The organism is Sphingomonas sp. GW821-FHT04B01 (genome assembly GCF_059420425.1).
Map to the genome: position 1 here is coordinate 474138 of NZ_JBWKTR010000002.1, position 24210 is coordinate 498347.

The window sequence follows — 24210 nt, forward strand, 5'->3', positions numbered from 1 at the left end:
TAACCCTACAATAGGAGATTAGCGTGATTCGTAAGTACCTCACCGCCGTTGCCGCTACGGCCCTCGTCGCTGCACCGGTCGCTGCGGCACCGGCCAACCCCGCTGCGAGCCTGTCGGTCGCCAAGTCGGTGCGCACCGGTTCCACCTCGGCCAGGAAGAACGAGCTCGCCGGTGGCGGCGTCATCATCGCCGTGCTGGCGGTCGCTGCCGTGGCAGCCGGCATCGTCGCCGTCGCTTCGGACGACGACAAGGCCGACAGCAACTAAGATCCGTTTTCCGCGGTCCTCGCCTGCGGGCGCGGCCGCCGGTCACGGCAGCGCCACGGGCGCTCGCAAAGGGGGCTACGGCCCCCTTTGTTGTGTCGGCGGCCGGGACACGTCGTCGCGCTGGTCGGTCAGGCGCGCCGGGCCGCGGCCCCATCGGCCCATCAGCGCGCGCACCAGTCCGCCGCGCCGATAATAGGCGTCGTGCCACTCGGCGGCGCGGCGCTGCTGCACGCGCCGGTCGTAGCGCAACGCGAAATACAGGCTGGCGATCAGCACCGCGATTCCGGCGAGGATCAGGGCATCGCTTGCGGAAAGATGTTCCCAATACATTCTCAAGCGCCCCATCGGGCGCCCTGCCGGCCCGGGAGTTGACGAGCCCGCCGGCAGAGCGTGGTACAGACATGCCGGTCGGGACGCCGGCGAGCAACCGCAATCGCTATAGGGTCTTGCGCCGGAATCCCGTTCCGAAACAAATCAACTCACGCCGCACGGCTTCGCTCCGCCCGGCGCATCGCCACTAAGCACCGCCGGCAGCGGGCATCAGGCGCGCTTCGTCGCCAGCACCACCGGCGTCGCGGCGACGCCGGGCACGGGCAGGTCCTTGATCCGTCGGGCGCGAATGGCGCCGGAGGGACCGGCCATGTTGACGTACAGACCGTTGGGTTCGGTGTCCTCGACGACCAGCGCCTTGGCGCCGATCTCGCAGCCCGCGCCAATCGTGACGCCGGGATTGATCGTCACGTCGGTCATGACCCAGCTGCCCGCCTTGATCGTGATTGGGGAGTCGATCGTCTCCTGCGACGAGCGCCGCTTCGGATTGCCGGTGTGATGATGCGTGCTGGTGGTGAAGGTGACGCCCGACGAGACACGCGCGCCCGCCTCGAAGATCAGCGGCGCGGCACCGTCGTAGCGGGCAAAGCAGTTGAGCATCGCATCCGGTCCCATCACGATGTCGGCGCTGTCGAGCCAGCAGGAATGACGGATGGTGGCGGTCGGGTGGATCCGCGCACCCGCGAAATTGAGGAGGCGCCGCCGCAAGCCGTCGGAGATGAACACCGAGCCCTGGATGCGCAGGATCAGGGCGCGCAGCTTCGTTCGTTTCCAACGAATCTGGGTCATCGGCTGTCTCCCGGCACACTACGGTCATCGTCGTTTTCGACGGAACTCGGGCACGAATGTTGTCCTAAAGCTACAGACCCATTTTGTCATCAGTCAAATGATTCTGTCCGATCGGCGTCACGGTCGATCGCATGGCAATCCGATGGCCGCGAACATACGGAACGCGACGTTAACCTTCTCCAGCTACACGCAGACTTCGTCGGAAAGACCATGGAAGGGATTGCCGGACTGACCTGCCCGCCCAGTATCTGGTGGGTGGGTCAGTCTACCCGCGGGGCCCCTGTCCTGCCGCGCCCGTCACACCCGCGCGCTGTCGACGACGCGCCGCGCCGCCGGTGCGCCCCGCTCGTAATAATGGAGCGCTGGCGCCTCATAGGTGATCAGATACAGGCGGCCGCGGATGATCGCGCCGAACGCCTCGCCGCGCCGGTGCAGCGATTCGTCGAGACGGATATAGCTGTAGGTGAAATGGACGCCGTCGCTGCCGGCGAAGCGTGCCGGCTCGACCCGCTCGATCGTCATCGCCGCGATGCCGCGCGCGACGCGATAGCTGTTCTCCAGCAGAATCGGGATGTCAGTGACCAGCATCGTCGCCGCCACGCGCGGCAGCGGACGCTCCTTACGGTTGACCTCTCGAAACAGCGTCTTGCCGTCGGCAATCCCGCCATAGAAGGTCAGCGCGTCGAGCTGGTCGCCGTCGCGCGTCCAGCGTTCCGCATAGCGTCCGGGGCGAACGCCGAGCCTGTTCCATTCGGCGTCGGGCTGTACGGTCAGCACCGATCCGGCGACGGCGACGCGCTGCCCCGCCGGGATGAGCGTGTTGCCGGCGCGGACCGGCACCGCGAGGGCGAGCGCCGCGGCGGCGAGCGCGATGGAGGGGAAGTGGCGCAACGTCATCGGCAAGCCTCATGAAGCGATCAGGGTGGAGATCAGCGGCGCATCGCCCGCATCGGGCTTGCGGCGGAGATAGTCGCGCAGCGCCGCTCTGCCGGCCTCGGCTTGGTTGCCGCGCAGCAGCGCGAGACCGAGCCCGCGATAGGCTTCGGGCGGCGCGTCGCCACGGCCGATCGCGTCGCGATAGAAACCGGCGGCGCTCACCAGATCGCGCGGATTGCCGCGTTCGCGATACAATTCGCCGCGCGCGAACAGGAGCGGCGTCGTCCAGCCGTCCGCCGCCAGTTGCGCGAGCAGATATTCGCTGCCGCCGAAATCGTTGCGCTTGATCTGGTCGGCGAGCAGGCGCGGCAGCCATGGCGCGAGCGCCGCGCGATACCGCGCCGCCTCGTCCGCGCCGTGAACGCCGATCGCCGCCGCCGCGGCACGCAGATAGGTGGCGCGGGTGAGATCGGTCGGATGCGTGGCGAAGAAACCGGCGGTGTAGCGTTGGTCGGGCTTGCGATAGCGGCCGATCGCGCTCGCGTCCGTCTCCGCCATGGCGCGCACCCAGATGTCCGCCGCCGCCGATGCCGGATAGGACGAGGCCGCGAGGTAGCGCAGGCCGAGCAGGTCCGCCGCTTTCTCCTGCGCGCGATCGAAGCGGTAGAAGCCGCCGATCGTCGCCACCTGCAAGGCGAAGCCGCCGCCGAGGATCGAGGCCCAGGCGAGCAAAGCGTTGCCGCTGCGCCGGTGGCGGAAGCTCGCCACGGTATGACGCAGCTCGAAATGGCCGAATTCGTGGCCGAGCATCGCGCCGAGCTCCGCCTCGCTGTGCAGCCGCAGCAGCGCACCCGTCCACACCGTCATCATCCCGTTCGGATAGGTGGTCGCGTTGAACGCCGGGATGCGCACGATGTAGAGCCGGATCGCGGCGCAGCGATCGGCACCGACGGTGCGGCACAGGACGTCGCGGACGAAGGCGTTGAGTGCGGGATCGCGGATCACCTCCGGCGCATCGCGCAGCCGACGCTCCTCTTCGTCGGCGATCATCCACGCACCGCGCTCGTCGACATCGGTGGGCTGATAGGCGGGAACATAGGGCGGCAGCACCGGATCGGACGCCGCAGTCGCGGTCGAGACGATCAGCGCGGCGGCGATCAGGCGGCGCATCTCAAGGCGCTGCTGCGGGCTTGCCGGGGAAGCCGGCGAGCAACTGCCGCACGCGCTTCTCGGCGCCGGCGACATCGCGGACGTCCCCGCCCATCTGCCAATCGGCGTTGAGCCACACCAGATCGCCGGTGCGCAGATCGACCAGCCCGGCGAACCCCCGGTGCACCCCGGCGGTGACCGGTACCCGCGCGAGCGCGGCGAAGATCTGCAACACCTTGCGTCCGGTCGAACCGAAATGATCCTCGGTCGAGACGAACAGCGCGTAATCGGCGCCGGCGAGGCCGGGCAACGTCGCCACGTCCGGCCCGAGGCTACAGGCGAACTGGTCCTTGCGCTTCTTGGTCGGCAGCCGGTTGCCGACGAAGAACTGATATTCGATCACCGACGCCGCGACCGTATCGAACAGCGCCTGATATTCGGCAAGCCGCGCGGCGTCCGCGCCGACGGGCTCGACATAATCGGTCACGTCGTTGCCGAGCCGCCGCTCCGCCGTGCGCAGCGCGGCGCCGAGTGCGTCGCGCGCCTGCGCGGTCCAGTCGGCATTGGGTTCGAACATCCCCGCGGTCGATTGCGCACCGACCTGGATCGATGGCCGGATCAGCACGATATGCGCCGATCCCGGCGTCAGCGTGAAACCCGGTTTGACGCCGGACTTCTCCTGCGCCGACGCCGACGACGCCCCGACCAGCAACCAGACCACCATAATGATCCGAACAATCTGCAAGTTACCGCCCCCGGCCATCGGATTGCTATCCGACTCGCAACTCCACATATCACATCGAGTCGAGATTTAGAACTGCGGCTTTGGCCCTAGTCTCTGCCTATTGCTTCACCGTCGAGCTACAACACATGGGTAGCCCGTCTAATATATTGATGGCGTTGCCATTCGCAGACGTGACGCGCCCGATTATGGGGTCGGCACCAAACCGGCGCACGGGCGTTACGATCGCGCAATGGTTTCCCGCCACCTGAAAGTCGCCAGCTACAATATCCACAAGGGCGTCGGTCTCGACCGTCGCCGCAACCCGGAACGGGTGCTGGAGGTGCTGCGTGAGATCGACGCCGACGTCATCGCCTTGCAGGAGGCGGACCGCCGCTTCGGCACGCGCGAATCGGTGCTGCCGACGCATCTGCTCGACGAGCACAGCGACTGGAAGCCGGTCGAATTCGGCATGCGCGCGCTGTCGATGGGCTGGCACGGCAACGTCATCCTCGTCCGCAAGTCGGCACGGGTCGTCGAGCGCGCGCCGATCCATTTGCCCTCGCTCGAACCGCGCGGCGCGGTGATGGCGGATATCGACACGCATGCCGGCATGCTGCGAGTCGTCGGCATGCACCTCGACCTGTCCGGCCTGTGGCGGCGGCGGCAGGCGGCGGCGATCATGGCGCATGTCGAGACGGCGACGCTGCGCCATCCGACCGTGCTGATGGGCGACCTCAACGAATGGACCGCCGCGGCGGGGTGCCTGCGCGACTTCTGCCGCGACTATCGCATGGCGGCGACCGGGCCGAGCTTCCACGCGCGCCGGCCGGTCGGGCGGCTCGACCGGATCATGGTGTCGCCCGAGCTGACCGTCGCCGAGTGCGGCGTCCATGCCAGCGCCGCGGCGCGCAAGACCTCGGATCACCTGCCGATCTGGGCGACGCTGGCGCCCGCCTGATGCGCGAGAAGGAACTGCGCCTCGCCCTGGTCTGCTACGGCGGGATCAGCCTCGCGGTCTATATGCACGGCATCACCAAGGAGGTATGGCATCTGGTCCGCGCGAGCTGCGCCTACCATGCCGGCGATGCGCGCGAGGGCGGCAGCGAAGCGGTCTATGCCGCGCTGATCGAGGAGATCGAGGCACTCGCCGGCATCCGGCTGCGCGTGCTCGCCGACATCATCGCCGGCGCGTCGGCGGGCGGGATCAACGGCATCTTCCTCGCGCAGGCGATCGCCACCGGGCAGAGCCTCGAACCGCTCACCGATCTGTGGCTGACCTCCGCCGATGTCGAGGCGCTGATCGATCCCGATGCCGCACCCGCCAGCCGCTTTTCGAAACTGTGGGCGCTGCCGCTCGCCTGGGTCGCGGCGGGGCGCAGCAAGGACAAGGTCGAGGCGCTCGACGAGGCGACGCAGGACGAGGTGCGGACCAAATTGTCGCATTTCGTCCGCTCGCGCTGGTTCGAGCCGCCGTTCGGCGGCGCGACCTTCACCGGCCTGCTGCTCGACGCCTTCGCGGCGATGGCGCGATCGACGGCGGGACCGCGGTTGCTGCCCGACGGCCAGCCGCTCGACCTGTTCGTCACCTGCACCGATTTCACCGGCCATCCCGAACGGCTGCGCCTCAACTCGCCACCCGAGGTGATGGAGACCGAGCATCGCGTCGTGCTCGGCTTCTCCGATCATGCCAGCGGCGGCGTGATCGGCGCGATGCCCGATCTCGCCTTCGCCGCGCGCGCGACGTCGAGCTTTCCGGGGGCCTTCCCGCCGTTCACCGTCGGCGAGCTCGACGACGTGCTCGCGGCGCGCGGCATCGACTGGCCGGGCCGCGCCTCCTTCCTCAAGCGTGCGCTGCCACGGCAGTTCGCCGCCAACCAGGTCGACAAAGCGGTGCTGATCGACGGATCGGTGCTCGCCAACGCGCCGTTCCGGCCGGCGATCGACGCGCTCAAGGAACGGCCGGCGCGGCGCGAGATCGATCGCCGCTTCGTCTACATCGACCCCTCGCCGGGTATCAAGATCCGGCTCGGTTCGGGCGGCGAGAAGCCCGGCTTCTTCCAGACGATCCTCGGCGCCCTCAGCGACCTGCCGCGCCAGCAGCCGATCCGCGACAATCTCGATGCGCTCGCCGAGCGCTCCGGCCGGATCGACCGGATGCGCGGCATCGTCACCGCGCTGCGCCCCGCGGTGGAGGAGGAGATCGAGCAGCTCTTCGGCCACACCTTGTTCCTCAACCGGCCGACGCCGGCGCGGCTGGTCGCCTGGCGACGCCGCGCGCAGACCGCGGCGGCGACGCGCGCCGGCTACAGCTACGCCGCATACGGCCATCTCAAGCTCAGCGGCGTGGTCGAGACGATCACTGGCCTGCTCTACCAGGTCGGCGGCGAGCCCGGCCAGCAACGCTGGCGCCGCATCCGCGCGAGTATCGAGGCGGCGATCGCCGAACGCGGCTTCGGCGGGCTCGCGCCGAGCTTCTCGGGCAAGGAGAGCGCGGCGACGATCGACTTCCTGCGCACCTTCGATCTCGGCTTCCGCATCCGCCGGCTGCGGCTGATGGCGCGGCGGCTGGAGGAGATCGAGGCGCAGCATGACGGTGCCGCGGGCGAGGCGAGCGCGATGCGCGAGGCGATCTATGCCTCGCTCGCCGCCTATCTCGACCGCCAGCGCGCCGACCAGCATCCCGAGCTCGGCCATCACGTCCGCCGCCTGCGCAGCGGCGATGCCGCGCCGCTGCTCGACGCGCTCGGCGCCGCGCTGGACCTCACGACGTTGGACGGCGATACCGACCGGCGGCTGGCGCACGCCTTCGCGACGCTCGACCGGCCGATGCGGCGCGCGTTGCTGCTCGCCTATCTCGGCTTCCCCTATTTCGACACCGCGACCTTGCCCTTGTTGCAGGGCGAGGGGCTGGACGAATTCGATCCGATCAAGGTCGATCGCATCGCCCCCGACGACGCCACCGCGATCCGGGCGGGCGGTGCGGAGGCGACGCTGAAGGGCATTCAGTTCAACAGCTTCGGCGCCTTCTTCAGCCGCGCCTATCGCGAGAACGACTATCTGTGGGGCCGGCTGCACGGCGCCGAGCGGATGATCGACATCTGCGTCTCGACGCTGCCCGCGCAGGTGCGGATGAAGCCCGGCCGCGTCGCCGCGATCAAGCGCGCCGCGTTCCGCGCGATCCTCGACGAGGAGGAACCGCGGCTGACGGCGATCCCGGCGCTGATCGCAAGCCTGCGGGTGGAGGTGGGGTGACGCCATTCCCCCGATGCAAGGGCAGGCTATTATAGGGGCGTTGCGATGTTACGTATCCTCCCGTCATGCCGGACCTGATCCGGCATCCCGCTTCTTCGTACCCTCCGAAAAAGCGGGACCCCGGCACAAGTCCGGGGTGACGGAGTGGGATTGCAAGGTCGGCCAGAGCAGACGGACGCTCACAGGCGATAGCCCTGCCCTTCCGGGAGAGGACCGCCCACTCTGGCCATCGGCGCGCGCCCCGGCTACCCTTGCTACTCCTCAGGAGTGTTACATGCAGTTCCTCAAGATCCTGTTCTGGTTCCTGCTCGCGTTCGTCGCGGCGCTGTTCACCTATGGCAATTGGACCGGCGTCCAGATCAATCTGTGGAGCGGCCTGATCGCCGACGTGAACCTGCCGCTGCTGCTGCTCGTTACTTTCCTGCTCGGCTTCCTGCCGACCTATCTGTACCTCGGCACGGTGCGCTGGCGGCTGCGCCAGCGTCTCGCGGCGTGCGAGCGGCTGCTGGTCGACCAGCGTGCCGCACCGGCGATGCCCGCACCCGTTGCGGCCGAGCCGGTCGTGCCGGCCGACCCGACGCTCGACGGACCCCCGGCATGAGCCCGATCTACGTCGCGATCGACACGCCCGATCTCGCCCGCGCCAAGGCGATCGCCACCCGGACCCGCGCGCATATCGGCGGCATCAAGCTCGGCCTCGAATTCTTCTGCGCGCATGGCCAGCATGGCGTGCGCGAGATGGCGGAGCTCGGCCTGCCGATCTTTCTCGATCTCAAGCTGCACGACATCCCCAACACCGTCGCCAAGGCGGTGCAGGCGTTGAGCCCGATCGAGCCCGCGATCCTGACCGTCCACGCCAGCGGCGGCCGCGCGATGCTCGAGGACGCCAAGGCGGCGGCACCGCTCAACACCAAGGTCGTCGCGGTGACGATGCTGACCAGCCTCGACGCGAGCGATCTCGCCGCCACCGGCATCGGCGGCAGCGCGCACGACCAGGTCCTGCGCCTCACCGAACTGGCACATGAGGCGGGGATCGACGGCATCGTCTGCTCGGGCGCCGAAGTCGTCGCGGCGAAGAAGGCGTGGCCCAAGGGCTTCTTCGTCGTCCCCGGCGTCCGCCCCGCCGATGGCGCGGCCGGCGATCAGAAGCGCGTCGTCACCCCCCGCGCCGCGCTCGATGCGGGCGCCTCGATCCTCGTCATCGGCCGCCCGATCACGCAGGCAGAGGACCCCGACGCCGCCGCGCGGGCGATCGGCGGGACGCTGTAGGACCCGATCGACCCTCACCCTTCCCACCGCCTACGGTGGCGGGCCCCTTCCCTCTCCCACCGGGAGAGGGAAAAGCCGCCGAAGGCGGCGACGGGTGAGGGTGACGGCTGAATGCGATCGGTCTGCAGCCGCCGCCGAACCCTTGCACTTCCCCCGCCGAACGCCGACACGCGCAATCATGCCCGTCCACACCAAGATCTGCGGCCTCTCCACGCCCGAGACGCTCGATGCCGCGTTGCGGCACGGCGCGAGCCATGTCGGTTTCGTCTTCTTTCCACCGTCGCCGCGCCATCTCGATTTCGCGCGCGCGACCCAGCTCGCCGCGCGCGTGCCGTCGCACGTCCGCCGCGTCGGCGTGTTCGTCGATCCCGACGATGCGCTGATCGAACAGGCGGTCGCCAGCGGCACGATCGACGCGGTGCAGCTCCACAAGACCGCTGCGCCCCGCGTCGCCGCGATCCGTGCCCGCACCGACCTCGAAAGCTGGGCCGCGGTGGCGGTGAAGACCCGCGCCGATCTCGATGCAGCGCGCAGCTTTGTCGGCGCCGCCGACCGCATCCTCTACGACGCCAAGACCCCGGACGACGCGAAGCTGCCCGGCGGCATGGGGTTGCGCTTCGACTGGGCGCTGCTCGACGGCTTCCGCCACCCTTTGCCGTGGGCGCTGTCGGGTGGACTCGACCCCGCCAATGTCGGCGAGGCGATCGCTCGGACCGGCGCTACGCTGGTCGACGTATCGTCCGGCGTCGAGTCCGCGCCGGGGGTCAAGGATATGGACAAGATCGGCGCCTTCCTTAAAGCGACGCAGTCATGAACGCCCCCAACACCTATCGCGCGCAGCCCGACGAGCGCGGTCACTTCGGCCAGTTCGGCGGCCGCTATGTCGCCGAGACGCTGATGCCCTTGGTCCTCGACCTCGATCGCGAATATCGCGCCGCCAAGGCCGACCCCGCCTTCGCCGCGCAGTTCGACGACCTCATGGAACATTATGTCGGCCGCCCCAGCCCGCTCTATCACGCCGAGCGGCTGAGCGAAGCGGTGCGCGAGGGCGCGGAGCCCGGCATGGGCGCCCAGATCTGGTTCAAGCGCGACGAGCTCAACCATACCGGCGCGCACAAGATCAACAATTGCATCGGCCAGATCCTGCTCGCAATCCGGATGGGCAAGACGCGGATCATCGCCGAGACGGGCGCCGGCCAGCACGGCGTCGCCACCGCCGCGGTCTGCGCGCGCTTCGGCCTACCCTGCGTCATCTACATGGGGGCGAAGGACGTCGCACGGCAGCAGCCCAACGTCTTCCGCATGAAGCTGCTCGGCGTCGAGGTCCGTCCCGTCACCAGCGGCGCGGCGACGCTGTCCGACGCGATGAACGAGGGGCTGCGCGACTGGGTCGCCAACGTCCACGACACCTTCTACATCATCGGCACCGCCGCCGGCCCGCACCCCTATCCCGAGCTGGTGCGCGACTTCCAGAGCATCATCGGTCGCGAGGCGCGCGCGCAGATGCTCGCGCGCACCGGCCGGCTGCCCGATCTGCTCTGCGCGGCGATCGGCGGCGGGTCGAATGCGATCGGCCTGTTCCATCCGTTCCTCGACGATCCCGCGGTCGGGATGCTCGGGGTCGAGGCGGCGGGCCATGGCCTCGACGGCAGCGAACATGCCGCCAGTCTGGCGGGCGGTTTCCCGGGCGTGCTTCACGGCAACAAGACCTATCTGTTGCAGGACGAGGACGGCCAGATCGCCGAGGGTCATTCGATCTCGGCGGGACTCGACTATCCCGGCATCGGCCCCGAACACGCCTGGCTGCGCGATATCGGCCGCGTCGAATATACCAGCGCGACCGACAAGGACGCGCTCGACGCCTTCCAGTTGCTCTGCCGCACCGAAGGGATCATCCCCGCGCTCGAGCCGGCGCATGCGATCGCCGCGGTGGCGGTGCGCGCGCGGACGATGCGCGACGACCAGATCATCCTCGCCAACCTCTGCGGTCGCGGCGACAAGGATATCTTCACCGTCGCCGAGGCCCTGGGGGTGGCGATATGAGCCAGCGGCTCGCCAACGCCTTCGCCAAGGGCCGCCCGGCGCTGGTGACCTTCGTCACCGCCGGCGATCCGACGCCTGACGCGACCGGCGCGATCCTCGACGCGCTCGTCGCGGGCGGCGCGGACGTGATCGAACTCGGCATGCCGTTCACCGATCCGATGGCGGACGGCCCGGCGATCCAGGCGGCGAACCTGCGCAGCCTCGCCGCCGGCACGCGGACCGCCGACATCCTCGCCATCGCCACCGCCTTTCGCGCCCGGCATCCCGACGTGCCGCTGGTGCTGATGGGCTATGCCAATCCGATGCTGCGCCGCGGCCCCGACTGGTTCGCCGGGGCGGCATCGGCGGCGGGTGTCGATGGCGTGATCTGCGTCGACATCCCGCCCGAGGAAGACGATGCCCTGGGGCCGGAACTGCGCGCGCGCGGCATCGATCCGATCCGCCTCGCCACGCCGACCACCGATGCCGCGCGCCTGCCGCGCGTGCTCGATGGCGCGAGCGGTTTCCTCTATTACGTCTCGGTCGCCGGCATCACCGGCCTGCAGCAGGCGGCGCAGGGGTCGATCGACCAGGCGGTCGCGCGGCTCAAGGCGACCACCGACCTGCCCGTCGCGGTCGGCTTCGGCGTCCGCACCCCCGAACAGGCCGCCGCGATCGGCGCGGTTGCCGACGGCGTCGTCGTCGGCTCGGCGATCGTCGAGCTGGTTGCCACCCATGGCGCCGCCGCGCCCGATGCGGTGCGCACCTATGTCCACTCCCTCAGCGAGGCGCTGGCCTCGTCGCGAAAGGTCATCCGATGAGCTGGATCACCAACGTCCGCAACGCTTTGCCCTTCGTCGCCAAGCGTGAATCGTCCGACGAGAACCTCTGGCACAAGTGCAAGGGCTGCGGGCAGATGGTCTTCACCAAGGAGCTGGAGGAGAACCTCTACGTCTGCCCGAAATGCGATCATCACGAGCGCATCGGCCCGAAGCTGCGCTTCGCGCAGATTCTCGACGAGGGCAGCTGCGCCGAACTGCCCGTGCCCAAGGTACCCGAGGATCCGCTCAAGTTCCGCGATTCCAAGCGCTATACCGACCGGCTCAAGGCGGCGCGGACCTCGGCGCACGAACAGGACGCGCTGATCAACGCGCGCGGCACGATCCTCGGCCATCGCGTCGTGATGGGGGTGCAGGATTTCGCCTTCATGGGCGGCTCGATGGGGCTCGCGGTGGGCGAGGCGTTCGTCCGCGGCGTCGAGGAAGCGATCCGCGAGAAGGCGCCCTATGTGATCTTCACCGCCGCGGGCGGCGCGCGCATGCAGGAGGGCATTCTCAGCCTGATGCAGATGCCGCGCAGCACCGTCGCGATCCAGATGCTGCACGACGCCGGCCTGCCCTATGTCGTCGTGCTGACCGATCCGACCACCGGCGGCGTCACCGCGAGCTATGCGATGCTCGGCGACGTGCAGATCTCCGAACCCAATGCGCTGATCGGTTTCGCCGGCCAGCGCGTAATCGAGAGCACGATCCGCGAGAAACTGCCTGAAGGCTTCCAGCGCGCCGAATATCTGCTCGACCACGGCATGCTCGACATGGTCGTCCACCGCAAGGAACTGCGCGAGCGGCTGGCGACGGTGATCGGCTATCTGTCGGTGGCGCAGGCGGCGTAACCGGGGGGACGTGCCCCAGCACGCGTCATCCGGACACAGGCGCAGCGAACCCCAACAGATGCCAGACCACGCCACCTCCACCGATCCCGCGGTCCAGCAGCAGCTCGACCGCCTGTGGTCGCTGTCCCCCGGCGCCGACATCCTCGGCCTCGACCGTATCACGACGCTGCTCGCGCGGCTCGGCGACCCGCATCTGGCGTTGCCGCCGGTGTTCCACGTCGCCGGCACCAACGGCAAGGGCTCGACCTGCGCCTTTCTGCGCGCGGCGATCGAGGCGGCGGAGCATGACGTCCACGTCTTCTCCAGCCCGCATCTCGTCCGCTTCAACGAGCGCATCCGCATCGCCGGGCGGCTGATCGACGACGCCGCGCTCGCTGCCCTGCTATCCGAGGTGCTCGACCATGCCGACGGCATCGGCGCGAGCTTCTTCGAGGTCACCACCGCCGCCGCCTTCCTCGCCTTCGCACGTACCCCCGCCGCCGCGACGATCGTCGAGGTCGGTCTCGGCGGGCGGCTCGATGCGACCAACGTCATCCCCCGACCCGCGGTCACCGGCGTCGCCGCGCTCGGCATGGACCACGAAGCCTTTCTCGGCAGCCGCATCGTCGACATCGCCGGCGAGAAAGCGGGGATCGCCAAGCCGGGCGTGCCGCTGGTGACGATGAACTATCCCGCCCCCTGCCGCGCCCGCGTCGCGGCGGTCGCCGCCGTCGCCGGCGCTCCCGTGGTCGCGCGCAACGTCGACTGGTGGAGCGAAACCGCGCGCCAGACGATGCGCTATCGCGACGGCGGCTTTGCCGTCGTGACCGATCGGCCCCGGCTCGTCGGCCCGCATCAGTCGCGCAATCTGGCACTCGCCATCGCGATGCTGCGCCATCAGGGCGCGCTGGCAATTCCGGAGGCGGCGATGCGCGCCGCCGCCGATTGGGCGCAATGGCCCGCACGGATGCAGCGACTCGGCGCCGGACCGCTCCACGATCGCCTGCCGGCCGGCAGCGACCTGTGGCTCGACGGCGCGCACAATCCCTCCGCCGCGCAGCCGGTGGCACGCGCGCTGCGCACGCTCGCCGGCGAACGGCCGGTGGTGCTCGTCCTTGGCATGCTCGCCAACAAGGATGCGCGCGGAGTGCTGCGCCTGCTCGCCCCCGCGGTGTCGCGGATGATCGCGGTGCCGGTCCCCGGTCACGCCTGTCACGCCCCCGCCACGCTCGCCGCGCTGGCCGAGGAGTTCGGCGTCGCCGCCGGAGTCGCCGACGATCTGCCGCAAGCGCTCGATCTGGCGGGAGAAACCGCTGCGCCGGTCGTGCTGATCGCCGGTTCGCTCTATCTTGCCGGTGAAGCGCTCCGCCTGAACGATGAGTATCCACAATGACGCGTTGATTGCGATTGACTTGCAATAGCGGATTGTCGAGTGTTCGGGACGACCACAGGAGTTGCCCCCGATGTCCGACCTCACCACCACGATCGCAGCCCTGCCCTATGCGCTTCCCGCCTGCCCGAATGCGCGGATCGCGTTGTTCGCGCTGCGCCGGATGGGCGCGCAGGGGTTGCACGATGCGCGCGCCAGCCACGCGCTGTTCACCGCCTTCGGGCAGGAATTCCGCCGGCCGCTGGTGCTGATGCGCGCGCTGATGGCGGACCTTGCCGGCACCGCGGCGGGGACGATCGCGATCGCGCCCTGCTGCTGCGCGCGGATGACCGCGGCGGAGCGGACGATGCTCACCATCCTCGCCCGCGTCGAGACCGCGCCCGATACCGCACGGCTGCTGCTCGGCGACCTGCTCGGCGTCCGCCGCGTCGACGCGGTGCTGGCGAGCGTCGCGGCGGTGGCGACCGCCTTCGCCGACGACGGCCGCCCGATCTGCGTTTAGGCCTGGGGCGTGTCGCGCACGTCGCCCTCGCCCGCCACGCCGGCGCTGCCGATCGACCGGTCGATCAGGCCCGACCGGCACATCCACCAGAACAGCAGCACGCCGGGCAGCGCCGCGACCGTCGTCCCCCAATAGAAAGCGACATAGCCGAAACTGTCCACCAGCCGCCCGGTCGTCGTCGCGGTCAGCACGCGGCCGACGATGCTCGCCGCCGCCGAGATCAGCGCATATTGCGCGGCGGTGAAGCGCAGGTCGCACAATGCCGAGAAATAGGCGACGACGGTTACGCCGCCGATGCCGCTGGCGAGATTTTCGAATGCCATCGCCCCGGCCAGACCGAGGTTGCTGTGCCCCGCTCCGGCGAGCAGCGCAAAGGCGGCGTTGGAGACCATCATCAGCACGAGGCTGAGCATCACCGAGCGCTTCAGCCCCATGCGCGCGTAGAGCACGCCGCCGACCGCGATACCGATCCAGAACGCCCAGAAGCCGATGACGACATCGTACAGCGCGATCTCGTCGTTGCTGAAGTGCAGGTCGTCGAGCAACAGCCGCAGCGCCTGCTGCCCCAAAGTGTCGCCGATCTTGTGCAGCAGGATGAAGGCGAGGATGATGAAGGCACCGTGGCGGCGGAAGAATTCGAGGAACGGGCTGACGATCGATGCAGCGATGTCGCGTGCGCCATGCCGCTTGATCGGCTCGCGGCGCCGATGCGGCTCGCCGCGGACCAGCGCGACGATCATCGCCGGGAAGGCGAACAGCACGCAGGCGAGATAGGCGACATGCCAGTTCGAGCGAGCGGCGATCACCAACGCCAGCGCGCCGGCGAGTACCGAACCGATCCGCCAGCCATATTGCGTCATGCCCGAGCCGATGCCCATCTGCTCGGGTTCCAGCGTCTCGATGCGATAGGCGTCGATGACGATGTCGTAGGTCGCGCCGGCAAAGCCGACCAGCACCGTCGCGATGATCGTCGCCTGCAGACTGGCGGCGGGATCGACGAAGGCGAGGTTGGCAACCGCAAGGATCACCAGCACGCCCGATAGCAACACCCACGACACCCGCTGGCCCAGCCGACCGATCAGCGGCAGCCGCACGCCATCGACCATCCACGCCCATAACGGTTTGAGATTGTAGACGAGGAAGCCGAGCGTGAAGGCGGTGATCGTGCTCTTGTCGAGCCCGTCCTGCTTCAGCCGCGTGGTCAGCGTCGCGCCGATCATCGTGAAGGCGAGGCCCGAGGATATCCCCATGAAGAACACGGCGATCGGGCCGCGCTCGGCATAAGGTGCCAGCGGCGCGAGCCGCGCCCGCAGCGCCGCGGAGCGCCGCATCGCGACGATCAGCACAAGCACGAGCGCGACGACGATCAGGAAATACAGGTTATTGCCGGTCATCGGCGCGACACTAACGCCAATTTCGCGTGCGCCTAGCGGCTTTGCGAATGGGGCGAGGGCCGAAGTCGATCACCCGATCCCATACCGTTCACCCGGAGCCTGTCGAAGGGCGGCAGGACCCACCGTGCTTCGACAAGCTCAGCACGAACGGCGTCGGGATGTATGCCAGCCCGTCTTATCCCGCCGGCGCCTCGAACAATTGGAACCCCGACGGGAGGCGCTTGGTCTTGCGGCCGGCGCGTTTGGCTTCGATCGCCTCGATCGCACCGATCAGGTCGCGCTGCTGGTAGGGCTTGGCGAGGCAGCCTGCCGCCAGCGACATCGCCTCGGCGGGGAAATTGCCGGTGACGAACAGCACCGGCACGCCGCCCTCGCCCGCGGCGCGCGCGACGTCGAGCCCCGATCCGTCGGCGAGATGCACGTCGACCAGCACCAGATCGACCTCCGCATCCGAACGCAGCACACGAACCGCATCGGCGACACGGTCCACCGTCGCGACGATCTGATAGCTCGCATCGGTCAGCAGATGCTCGACGTCGAAGGCGATCAGCGGTTCGTCCTCGACGACCAGCAGGCGCACGATCTGGCGCTTCTTCCTCCCGAACAGCATCGATGCGCTCCGCGTGGCGTCAGGGTATTCGTTACGCCTCCGCGACATAACGCACGCACGCAGCTTCGGACGCAAATATTTTCGCAGCTTGGACGAATGCGCGTTATGGGCGGACCATGGCCCAAACCCCCGAACCCCGCACCGGCGACCGGATCGCGAAACTGCTCGCCCGCGCCGGCGTCGCGAGCCGCCGCGAAATCGAACGGATGATCGCCGACGGACGCGTCGCGCTCGACGGCAAGCTGCTCGACACGCCCGCGACGGTGCTGCGCTCGCTCGCCGGCGTCACCGTGGACGGCGAGCCGGTCGCGCCGCCCGAACCGACGCGCCTGTTCCTGTACCACAAGCCGACCGGCCTGCTCGTCACCGAGCATGACCCGGCGGGGCGGCCGACGATCTACGACCGATTGCCCGACGACCTGCCGCGGCTGGTGCCGGTCGGCCGGCTCGACCTCAATACCGAGGGGCTGCTGCTGCTGACCACCGACGGCGGCTTCAAGCGCCAGCTCGAACTGCCGGCGACCGGGGTCGAGCGCAGCTATCGCGCGCGCGCTTACGGCAATGTCACGCAGCAGCAGCTCGAGGAGCTGGCCGAGGGCATCGAGATCGACGGCATCCGCTACGGCCCGATCGACGCCAATATCGAGCGCCGCACCGGCGCCAACGTCTGGATCGAGATCACGATCACCGAAGGCAAGAACCGCGAGGTGCGGCGCGTGCTCGAACATCTCGAATTGCAGGTCAGCCGGCTGATCCGCACCCGCTACGGCCCGTTCATCCTCGGCGACCTGCCGGTCGGCGGCGTCGGCGAGGTCAAGCAGCATGAGGTCGTCGCCTTCCGCCGCACGCTGAAGGGCGGCGCGCCCGACGAACCGATGATCGAGGCGCCACGCGACGGCTTCCGCACCGCACCGACCGCCAACCGGCCGGCGCGTGCCCGGCCGCGCCCCGTAGACGTGCCGGCACCGCGCGACGTGCAGGAACGGCCGGCCCAGGCGCGCACGCCCGCTACCGGCGAAGGTCGCCGCGCGCCCCGCCGCAGCGATGCGGCACCGGCCGGCGTCGCCACGCGTCCCGCTCGTCCCGGCGCGACGCCGGCGTCGTCGGCAGGCGGTCGTCAGGACACCCGTCGCGTCGCCCCCCGCGCCGAACGCACCGGTTCGGAGGAAGGCCGTCGCTTCACTCCGCGCGCCGATCGCGGCGGCGAGCGCGACGCTCCCCGTCAGGAAGGCCGCCGCTTCGTGCCGCGGGCGGATCGCGGCGACGAGCGTGAGGCGGGCCGCGGTCGGTTCGGCGATGCCCGCCGCGCGGTCCGTGCCGGCGACGCCAAACCCGCTGGCGCGCGTCCGCCCCGGTCGAACACCCGCCCGCCTCGCGACGACGACCGGCCGAAAGTCCCGACCGGTGGTTCGGCGGTCAAGCCGTGGGAGCAGGGCGACGATCGCAACGGCGGTCGCACCCGATCGAATGACGGCCAGCGCTCGTCCACCGCCGGCGGTCGTCCTGCGCGCGCGGGCGCCCGCCCGCCGCGCGGCGATGCGCCCCGCAGCGGAGGTCCCGCCGGCGGTCGCGGCTCGCCGCGTCCCAAAACCCCCGGCGGCACGCCGCGTGGCGCGCCGAAAGGCGGCCGTCGATGAGGGTGATCGCCGGCCAATGGCGTGGCCGCCCGCTCGTCGCGCCCAAGGGCGACGCCACCCGCCCCACCGCCGACCGGACGCGCGAGGCGCTGTTTTCGATGCTGACCAGCCGGCTCGGCAGTTTCGAGGGGCTCGCCGTCGCCGACCTCTTCGCCGGCTCGGGCGCGCTCGGCATCGAGGCGCTGTCGCGCGGTGCCGCCTCGTGCCTGTTCGTCGAACAGGACGGTGCGGCGCTCGACGCGCTCAAGGGCAATCTCGCCAAGCTCGGCACCCGCGCCGACGTGCGTGCAGGCTCGGTGATGGGGCTCGGTCCCGCACCGGCGGCGCTCGACCTTATCATGATGGACCCGCCTTACGGCACCGGCGCCGGCCTCGTCGCGCTCGACAAGCTGGCGCGGCTCGGCTGGGTCTCGCCGGCGACCTGGGTCAGCATCGAGACCGCCAAGGCGGAAGAAATCGCCCCGCCCGGCTTCACCGTCGATGCGACCCGCGTCCATGGCAAGGCACGGCTGACGCTGCTGCGGCAGGCGTAGCGCCGTTAGCCCGCAGGCCGTGACCGCAGCAGTGCCAGCCCGCCCAGGCTGAGCAGCCCCGCGCCGACCAGATACAGGCCGATCCACCCCAGACCGCGATGGGCCAGCGCCTCCGCGGCGATCGGTGCGACCGCACCGCCGAGGATGCCGCCGAGGTTGAAGGTCATCGACACGCCGGTATAGCGCACCCCCGCCGGAAACAGGCTCGGCAGCCACCCGCCGAGCGGCCCGTAGGCGAAGCCCATCACGAACAGGGCGAAGGCGAGCCACAGGAAGACGACGAAGAGCGAGCCTGCGCCGAGCATCGGCCCCATCGCAAGGCCCGCGGCCATGCAGCCGAGAAACCCGATCACCAGCATCCGTCGCGCGCCGGTGCGGTCGGCGGTGACGCTGGCGACGATCACCCCGGCGGCGAGGAACAGGATCGCGACGAGTTCGACCGCCAGCATCGCCTCGCGTCCGTATCCCAGCATCTTGGTCCCGTAGCCGAGCGTGAAGGCGGTCGCGAGATAGAAGAGCGCGAAACAGGCGATCACCCCGCCCGTCCCCGCCAGCACCGCGCGGCCATGGTCCAGCATCAGCGTCGCGATCGGCACCTTGGGCAGCGCTTCCGCCTGCTCCGCCTCGACGAACGCGGGCGTCTCGGTGAGCTTCAGCCGCACCCATAGCCCGAGCACGACCAGCACCGCGCTGACCAGGAACGGCAGCCGCCAGCCCCACGCCCGGAACTGCGCCTCGTCGAGCGCCAGCCCGAGGATGAGGAACAATCCGTTCGCCATCAGGAAGCCGACCGGCGCACCCAGCGGCGGGAACATGCCCCAGGTATTGCGGCGGTGCGGCGGCGCGTTCTCGACCGCGAGCAGCGCCGCCCCGCCCCATTCGCCGCCGAGCCCGAACCCCTGCCCCAGCCGCAGCAGGCACAGCAGCAACGGCGCGACCCAGCCGACCTGATCGTAGGTCGGCAGGAAGGCGATCGCGACGGTCGACCCGCCCATCAGCATCAGGCTGGCGACGAGCGTCGACTTGCGGCCGACGCGGTCGCCGAAATGACCGAACACGATCGCGCCCACCGGCCGCGCGATGAACGCGAGGCCGAAGCTGGCGAAGCTCAGCATCTGCTGCGCGGTCTTGCTCTCGGCAGGGAAGAACAATTCGCCGAACACCAAAGCGGCGGCGGTGGCGTAGATGTAAAAATCGTAGAACTCGACCGCAGTGCCGACCAGGCTGGCGGTCAGGATGCGTCGGGCGGAGGCGGGCGCGGGCGGCGTGGCGGACGGCGAAGGCATGCGGTCACTCTAATCGCGAAAAAATCGTTGCGGGCAACAGTTGTGAAATCCGTTCGCAACAATCCACGCCTAGAGAGAGAACGTCGCTGCTCCTCTCCCCCTGTGGGTAGCGACGTGTCGGTCGCCTCCCCTGTCGGCCGACCCTCCCTGAACTACGGGGCGGTCGCTTTGCGGCTGCCCCGATTTTTCATGGACTTGACCGCTCGTCGCGACGCGACGGCGATCGCCGCGCCGCCGAGCGAAAAGCCTTATTCCGCGCGATCGGCGTCATGCAGACCGGCGAGTCGCACGTCGCCCGCCCGTGCCGCGAGCTGGCGCGTGCCGTCGTCGCAAATCTCCCTGACGCAGCGCAGCGCGTCGAGTCGCATCTCCAGCGTCGCACCATTGGGGATGCATGCCGCGCGCGCCGCGCGGACGATGCGGCCTTGCAGCGACCGCCGGCCCGATTCACTGTGCAGGTCGAGCCCCTTGGCCGACACCTTGACCTGCACCGGCTCGCGCTCCGCGGCGATGGCGGCGCCCGGAACCGCGGCGAACAGGCACGACAAGGCGACCGCCGCGATGGCGGCGTGATGCGACGTCTTCATGATGACACTCCTGCAAATCGGACTCGCCGCGGCGGGCCGGCTCGATCCCCGCGCGCCTCCCGGGCGCCGGCTGGACGAAGCCGACCATTCCGCCGGCGGGGTCGCCCTAGCAGTCGGTCGTTACGCATGCGTTACATGCCGGTGTCGCCTTGATGACGACCGGTGGCCGATCGGACTTGCCCGCTCGCGCGCCGTTCCCTACCTGTTCGCCGGTGACCGATCTCAGCGCCCCCGCCAACGCCTTGCAGGACCCGCCCTATCTCAAGGGGCTCAACCCGCCGCAGCGCGATGCGGTCCTGACCACCGAAGGCCCGGTGCTGATGCTCGCCGGCGCCGGCACCGGCAAGACCGCCGCGCTCACCGCCCGGCTCGCGCATCTGCTGTGGACGCGCAAGGCGTGGCCGTCCGAGATCCTCAGCGTCACCTTCACCAACAAGGCGGCGCGCGAGATGCGCGAGCGCGTCGGCCGGCTCGTCGGCGACGCGGTCGAGGGCATGCCATGGCTCGGCACCTTCCACGCGATCGGCGCCAAGATGCTGCGCCGCCACGCCGAGCTGGTCGGGTTGCAGAGCAATTTCAGCATCCTCGACACCGACGACCAGCTTCGGCTGCTAAAACAGCTCATCCTCGCCGCCGATCTCGACGAGAAGCGCTTCCCCGCGCGCAGTCTCGCCGGGCTGATCGACGACTGGAAGAACAAGGGGCTGGTTCCCGCCGATATCGATGCCGGCGAAAGCGAACGCTATGCCAACGGCCGCGGCGGCGAACTCTACGCGCAATATCAGGAGCGGTTGAAGGCCCTCAACGCCTGCGATTTCGGCGATTTGCTGCTGCACATGCTGACCGTGCTGAAGACCTATCCCGAGGTGCTGAAAATGTACCAGGAGCGGTTCAAGTACATCATGGTCGACGAATATCAGGACACCAACGTCGTCCAGTATCTCTGGCTGCGCCTGCTCGCGCAGGCGCGCAAGAACATCGCCTGCGTCGGCGACGACGACCAGTCGATCTATTCGTGGCGCGGCGCGCAGGTCGAGAACATCCTCAAGTTCGAGAAGGACTTTCCGGGCGCGAAGGTGATCCGGCTCGAACAGAATTACCGCTCGACGCCGCATATCCTCGGCGCCGCCTCGGGCGTCATCGCCAACAACGGTGGGCGGCTCGGCAAGACTTTGTGGACCGAGCTCGACGCGGGCGAGAAGGTGCGCGTGCTCGGCGTCTGGGACGGCCCCGAGGAGGCGCGCCGCGTCGGCGAGGAGATCGAGGCGGCGCAGCGCAGCGGCAAGAGCCTCGACGAGGTGGCCATCCTCGTCCGCGCGCAGCATCAGACTCGCGAATTCGAGGATCGCTTCATCGCGATCGGCATGCCCTATCGCATCATCGGCGGATTCCGCTTCTACGAACGCGCCGAGATCCGCGACGCGCTCGCTTATCTGCGCATCGTCAACCAGCCCGCCGACGACCTCGCCTTCGAACGGATCGTCAACGTCCCCAAGCGCGGGCTCGGCGACAAGGCGCTTGCCAAGATCCACCAGCTCGCTCGGATCGAGGGCATACCGCTGACCATCGCCGCGGCGCGCATCCTCGACACCGACGAACTGACCCCGCAGGCGCGCCGCGCGCTCGGCAACCTCGTCGGCGACATCGCCCGCTGGCGCGACATGGCGCGCGACCTGCCACATGCCGAGCTCGCCCGCCAGTTGCTCGACGAGAGCGGCTATACGGCAATGTGGCAGGCCGAGAAATCGGTCGACGCCGCCGGCCGGCTCGAGAACCTGTCCGAACTCGTCCGCGCGATGGAGGAATATGAATCGCTCGGCGCCTTCCTCGAACACGTCAGCCTCGTCATGGACAAGGAGGGCGGCGTCCAGGACCCGCAGGTGACGATCATGACGATCCACGCCGCCAAGGGCCTCGAATATGACACCGTCTTCCTCGTCGGCTGGGAGGAGGGGCTGTTCCCGTCGCAGCGCTCGCTCGACGAGGGCGGCACCAAGAGCCTCGAGGAGGAACGCCGCCTCGCCTATGTGGCGATCACCCGCGCGCGGCGGCGCGCGACGATCCTCCACGCCGCCAACCGCCGCATCTACGGCCAGTGGACGTCGAGCATCCCGAGCCGCTTCGTCGGCGAACTGCCCCCCGAACATACCGACGCCGAGACGACGATGTCGGGCGGCGAGAGCCTGTGGCGCGCGAACTGGAGCGAACGCGCCGACCCCTTCGCCGACGTCGGCCGCGGCACCGGCCGCGGTCCCGGCTGGCAGCGCGCGGCGGGCAGCGGCTCGGGCTTCTCGACCGCGCCGACGCGCGTCGTCGAAAGCCGGTCGAGCGCGGTCAGCATCGGCAACAAGGGGCGCAGCGACCTGTCGGTCGGCCTGCGCGTCTTCCACCAGAAGTTCGGCTATGGCGCGATCGCCGAGATCGAGGGCAACAAGCTCGAGATCGACTTCGAGGCGGCGGGCCGCAAGCGCGTGATGGACAGTTTCGTCACGATCGGGTGAGGGTCGTTCAGGAACCGCCAAGGTCGGATCGGATTATGCTCGTTGCGGACCCGACTCCACGGGTCCCTTAGAGGATCATCCCGATGTTCAGGTCCCTTCTGCTGTCCGCCGCGGTCTGCGCGAGCCTCGCCGCGACCGCCCCGGCGATCGCCCAGTCCGCCGCCGACGATGCCCGCTTCGCCGCTGCGCAACAGCGGTTCGATGCCGAGATGGCGCGCTACCGTTCCGAATTCGACCGCTATCGCGCGCTGCGCGGCACGCCGGGCCCGGGCGGCTATCGCCAGGCGCCGGTGCCGGGCGGCTATGACGAGCAGCGCTACGACGATCGCGACGACGACCGGTACGAAAACGGCTACGATCCCGCACGCTACTATCGTCCGGGCGCGCAGGAGCGCGTGCTGAGCCCCAACGACCGCGTCTATGCGGGCAATGACGGCCGCTATTATTGCAAGCGCAGCGACGGCACGACCGGCCTCATCGCCGGCGGTGCGGCGGGCGGCATCCTCGGCAACGTCATCGACGGCGGCCACAGCCGGATCGTCGGCACGTTGCTGGGCGGCGCAGTCGGCGCGCTCGCCGGCAAGGCGATCGACCAGAATCAGGCGCAGGTGCGCTGCCGCTGAGCGAGCGGCGGTCGGACGGTCAGGCCCGTTCGACCGCCATCAGCGTCACGCCCGCATATTTCTCGGCTTCGGGCTCGAACAGGCTGCTCGGCGCGAACGCCTTGTCGGTCAGCGTCGGCTCGCCGAGCCCGTCCATCTTGAACGTGCCGACCTTCTCCTCGCGCGGCGGCTTGCCGTCACGCTCCACCGTCACCGCGTCGACGTAGATCTCGCCATGGCGGGTGTAGAGAATATGCGGCGCGATCGTCACCGTCCCCTTGTTGTAGGTGGCGGTCACGGTCAGCAGGCGCACGATCGCTTCGAACATCGTCGGCACCGGTCCCGTCGGTGCGGCAGTCGCGGCTTCGGTCTGGGTCATCGGCGGCACCATAAACGTTCGTGTTGCGTCGCAGCAAGAACGCTTTGCCGTTAACGATGTTTCACGGCCGGCGGATCGCCCCGCCAGCCGCCGTCCGCTTTAGCGATAGACGGTGAAACAGCGCCGCTGCGGTCCGTAATAGCCGCGATGCACCCGGCAGACGACGCGGCCGCGACCATAACCGCGGCCATAGCCCCGCCCGTAACCGCCGCCATAACCATAACCGCGACCACGATCGTAGCCGCGCCCGTGGAAACGCGGACCATCACGCCAGCGGCGGTCGTCGCGCCGGTCGTAGCCGCGGTGATCGTACCCGCGGTGATAGCTGCGATCGTAGCCGTAGCGCTGCGCCTCGGCGGGCGCGGCGGTCATCAAGGTGCCGGCAGCGAGCGCCGCGGCGCTGAACAAAGCAATGAGCTTCATGGGGTTACTCCTCACACGCCCGACATCGGGCATGTCCG

The 24210-nt window shown here is 69.3% G+C and carries 26 protein-coding genes; 15 read left to right on the forward strand and 11 right to left on the reverse strand.

The features are described from left to right. Window positions 1-23: 23 nt before the first annotated feature. Window positions 24-266 carry a hypothetical protein gene (locus tag AC07UH_RS08410; protein WP_495180156.1) on the forward strand — a complete coding sequence of 81 codons (243 nt, stop codon included), beginning with the start codon at window positions 24-26 and terminating at the stop codon, window positions 264-266. A 75-nt stretch (window positions 267-341) separates the two neighbouring features. On the opposite strand, the gene AC07UH_RS08415 is transcribed toward AC07UH_RS08410, so the two are convergent. The 5 genes from AC07UH_RS08415 to AC07UH_RS08435 form a co-directional block, all read right to left on the reverse strand. After that, a complete protein-coding gene (locus AC07UH_RS08415; protein ID WP_495180155.1) occupies window positions 342-596 on the reverse strand; it encodes a hypothetical protein in 255 nt (84 codons plus the stop codon). 210 nt (window positions 597-806) lie between these two features. Further along, complete coding sequence (locus AC07UH_RS08420; RefSeq protein WP_137899381.1) at window positions 807-1385, reverse strand: acyltransferase; 579 nt, start codon at window positions 1383-1385, stop codon at window positions 807-809. A 297-nt stretch (window positions 1386-1682) separates the two neighbouring features. Then, complete coding sequence (locus AC07UH_RS08425; RefSeq protein ID WP_495180154.1) at window positions 1683-2282, reverse strand: hypothetical protein; 600 nt, start codon at window positions 2280-2282, stop codon at window positions 1683-1685. Between the two features lie 9 nt (window positions 2283-2291). After that, window positions 2292-3431, reverse strand: coding sequence for a M48 family metallopeptidase (locus AC07UH_RS08430; RefSeq protein ID WP_495180153.1), 1140 nt, complete (start codon window positions 3429-3431; stop codon window positions 2292-2294). 1 nt (window position 3432) lies between these two features. Further along, a complete protein-coding gene (locus tag AC07UH_RS08435) occupies window positions 3433-4134 on the reverse strand; it encodes a hypothetical protein (RefSeq protein ID WP_495180152.1) in 702 nt (233 codons plus the stop codon). A gap of 250 nt (window positions 4135-4384) precedes the next feature. Between AC07UH_RS08435 and AC07UH_RS08440 the strand changes: the two genes are divergently transcribed. The 10 genes from AC07UH_RS08440 (at window position 4385) to AC07UH_RS08485 (ending at window position 14220) form a co-directional block, all read left to right on the forward strand. Next, a complete protein-coding gene (locus AC07UH_RS08440) occupies window positions 4385-5092 on the forward strand; it encodes an endonuclease/exonuclease/phosphatase family protein (protein ID WP_137899385.1) in 708 nt (235 codons plus the stop codon). Beyond that, entirely contained in the window at window positions 5092-7386 is a 2295-nt protein-coding gene (locus tag AC07UH_RS08445; RefSeq protein ID WP_495180151.1) for a patatin-like protein, read from the forward strand. The genes AC07UH_RS08440 and AC07UH_RS08445 overlap by 1 nt, the downstream gene beginning before the upstream one ends. 274 nt (window positions 7387-7660) lie before the next feature. Beyond that, window positions 7661-7987, forward strand: a complete 327-nt coding sequence (locus tag AC07UH_RS08450) for a lipopolysaccharide assembly protein LapA domain-containing protein (protein ID WP_495180150.1) — start codon at window positions 7661-7663, stop codon at window positions 7985-7987. Continuing rightward, the gene (gene pyrF, locus AC07UH_RS08455) at window positions 7984-8655 is read left to right on the forward strand and encodes an orotidine-5'-phosphate decarboxylase (protein WP_495180149.1); all 672 of its coding nucleotides are present in this window, start codon (window positions 7984-7986) and stop codon (window positions 8653-8655) included. The genes AC07UH_RS08450 and pyrF overlap by 4 nt, the downstream gene beginning before the upstream one ends. A 178-nt stretch (window positions 8656-8833) precedes the next feature. After that, the gene (locus tag AC07UH_RS08460) at window positions 8834-9469 is read left to right on the forward strand and encodes a phosphoribosylanthranilate isomerase (RefSeq protein WP_495180148.1); all 636 of its coding nucleotides are present in this window, start codon (window positions 8834-8836) and stop codon (window positions 9467-9469) included. Beyond that, window positions 9466-10698 (forward strand): tryptophan synthase subunit beta, encoded by a 1233-nt coding sequence (gene trpB / locus AC07UH_RS08465; protein ID WP_495180147.1) that lies wholly within the window; start codon window positions 9466-9468, stop codon window positions 10696-10698. Before AC07UH_RS08460 ends, trpB begins: the two co-directional genes overlap by 4 nt. Continuing rightward, window positions 10695-11498, forward strand: a complete 804-nt coding sequence (gene trpA / locus AC07UH_RS08470) for a tryptophan synthase subunit alpha (RefSeq protein WP_495180146.1) — start codon at window positions 10695-10697, stop codon at window positions 11496-11498. Before trpB ends, trpA begins: the two co-directional genes overlap by 4 nt. Then, on the forward strand, window positions 11495-12349 hold the full coding sequence (accD, locus tag AC07UH_RS08475) for an acetyl-CoA carboxylase, carboxyltransferase subunit beta (protein WP_038659632.1): 855 nt from the start codon (window positions 11495-11497) through the stop codon (window positions 12347-12349). Before trpA ends, accD begins: the two co-directional genes overlap by 4 nt. A gap of 58 nt (window positions 12350-12407) precedes the next feature. Further along, complete coding sequence (locus AC07UH_RS08480; RefSeq protein WP_495180145.1) at window positions 12408-13721, forward strand: bifunctional folylpolyglutamate synthase/dihydrofolate synthase; 1314 nt, start codon at window positions 12408-12410, stop codon at window positions 13719-13721. 70 nt (window positions 13722-13791) lie between these two features. Continuing rightward, complete coding sequence (locus tag AC07UH_RS08485) at window positions 13792-14220, forward strand: DUF6628 family protein (protein ID WP_038659638.1); 429 nt, start codon at window positions 13792-13794, stop codon at window positions 14218-14220. Here the strand turns inward: AC07UH_RS08485 and AC07UH_RS08490 are convergent. Together AC07UH_RS08490 and AC07UH_RS08495 are read right to left on the reverse strand one after the other, a co-directional pair. Beyond that, complete coding sequence (locus AC07UH_RS08490) at window positions 14217-15551, reverse strand: AmpG family muropeptide MFS transporter (RefSeq protein WP_249340715.1); 1335 nt, start codon at window positions 15549-15551, stop codon at window positions 14217-14219. The genes AC07UH_RS08485 and AC07UH_RS08490 overlap by 4 nt on opposite strands. Before the next feature lie 238 nt (window positions 15552-15789). Continuing rightward, window positions 15790-16224 carry a response regulator gene (locus AC07UH_RS08495; RefSeq protein ID WP_495180144.1) on the reverse strand — a complete coding sequence of 145 codons (435 nt, stop codon included), beginning with the start codon at window positions 16222-16224 and terminating at the stop codon, window positions 15790-15792. A 116-nt stretch (window positions 16225-16340) separates the two neighbouring features. Here AC07UH_RS08495 and AC07UH_RS08500 point away from each other — a divergent pair, with 116 nt between their 5' ends. Both AC07UH_RS08500 and rsmD read left to right on the forward strand, forming a co-directional pair. Beyond that, window positions 16341-17861 (forward strand): pseudouridine synthase, encoded by a 1521-nt coding sequence (locus AC07UH_RS08500; RefSeq protein ID WP_495180143.1) that lies wholly within the window; start codon window positions 16341-16343, stop codon window positions 17859-17861. Then, window positions 17858-18394 (forward strand): 16S rRNA (guanine(966)-N(2))-methyltransferase RsmD, encoded by a 537-nt coding sequence (gene rsmD / locus AC07UH_RS08505; protein WP_137899958.1) that lies wholly within the window; start codon window positions 17858-17860, stop codon window positions 18392-18394. The genes AC07UH_RS08500 and rsmD overlap by 4 nt, the downstream gene beginning before the upstream one ends. Before the next feature lie 5 nt (window positions 18395-18399). On the opposite strand, the gene AC07UH_RS08510 is transcribed toward rsmD, so the two are convergent. Both AC07UH_RS08510 and AC07UH_RS08515 read right to left on the reverse strand, forming a co-directional pair. Next, complete coding sequence (locus AC07UH_RS08510; protein WP_495180142.1) at window positions 18400-19680, reverse strand: MFS transporter; 1281 nt, start codon at window positions 19678-19680, stop codon at window positions 18400-18402. Between the two features lie 248 nt (window positions 19681-19928). Continuing rightward, window positions 19929-20267: a UrcA family protein gene (locus tag AC07UH_RS08515; protein ID WP_495180141.1), complete on the reverse strand. Its 339-nt coding sequence runs from the start codon at window positions 20265-20267 to the stop codon at window positions 19929-19931. A 212-nt stretch (window positions 20268-20479) separates the two neighbouring features. Here AC07UH_RS08515 and AC07UH_RS08520 point away from each other — a divergent pair, with 212 nt between their 5' ends. Together AC07UH_RS08520 and AC07UH_RS08525 are read left to right on the forward strand one after the other, a co-directional pair. Continuing rightward, window positions 20480-22768, forward strand: coding sequence for an ATP-dependent helicase (locus AC07UH_RS08520; protein WP_495180140.1), 2289 nt, complete (start codon window positions 20480-20482; stop codon window positions 22766-22768). Between the two features lie 83 nt (window positions 22769-22851). Then, a complete protein-coding gene (locus AC07UH_RS08525) occupies window positions 22852-23391 on the forward strand; it encodes a glycine zipper 2TM domain-containing protein (protein ID WP_495180139.1) in 540 nt (179 codons plus the stop codon). Window positions 23392-23410: 19 nt separating this feature from the next. Here AC07UH_RS08525 and AC07UH_RS08530 read toward each other — a convergent pair whose 3' ends face one another. Then, window positions 23411-23749 (reverse strand): hypothetical protein, encoded by a 339-nt coding sequence (locus AC07UH_RS08530; RefSeq protein WP_081974524.1) that lies wholly within the window; start codon window positions 23747-23749, stop codon window positions 23411-23413. Between the two features lie 99 nt (window positions 23750-23848). After that, the gene (locus tag AC07UH_RS08535; RefSeq protein WP_495180138.1) at window positions 23849-24172 is read right to left on the reverse strand and encodes a hypothetical protein; all 324 of its coding nucleotides are present in this window, start codon (window positions 24170-24172) and stop codon (window positions 23849-23851) included. Window positions 24173-24210 lie beyond the last annotated feature (38 nt).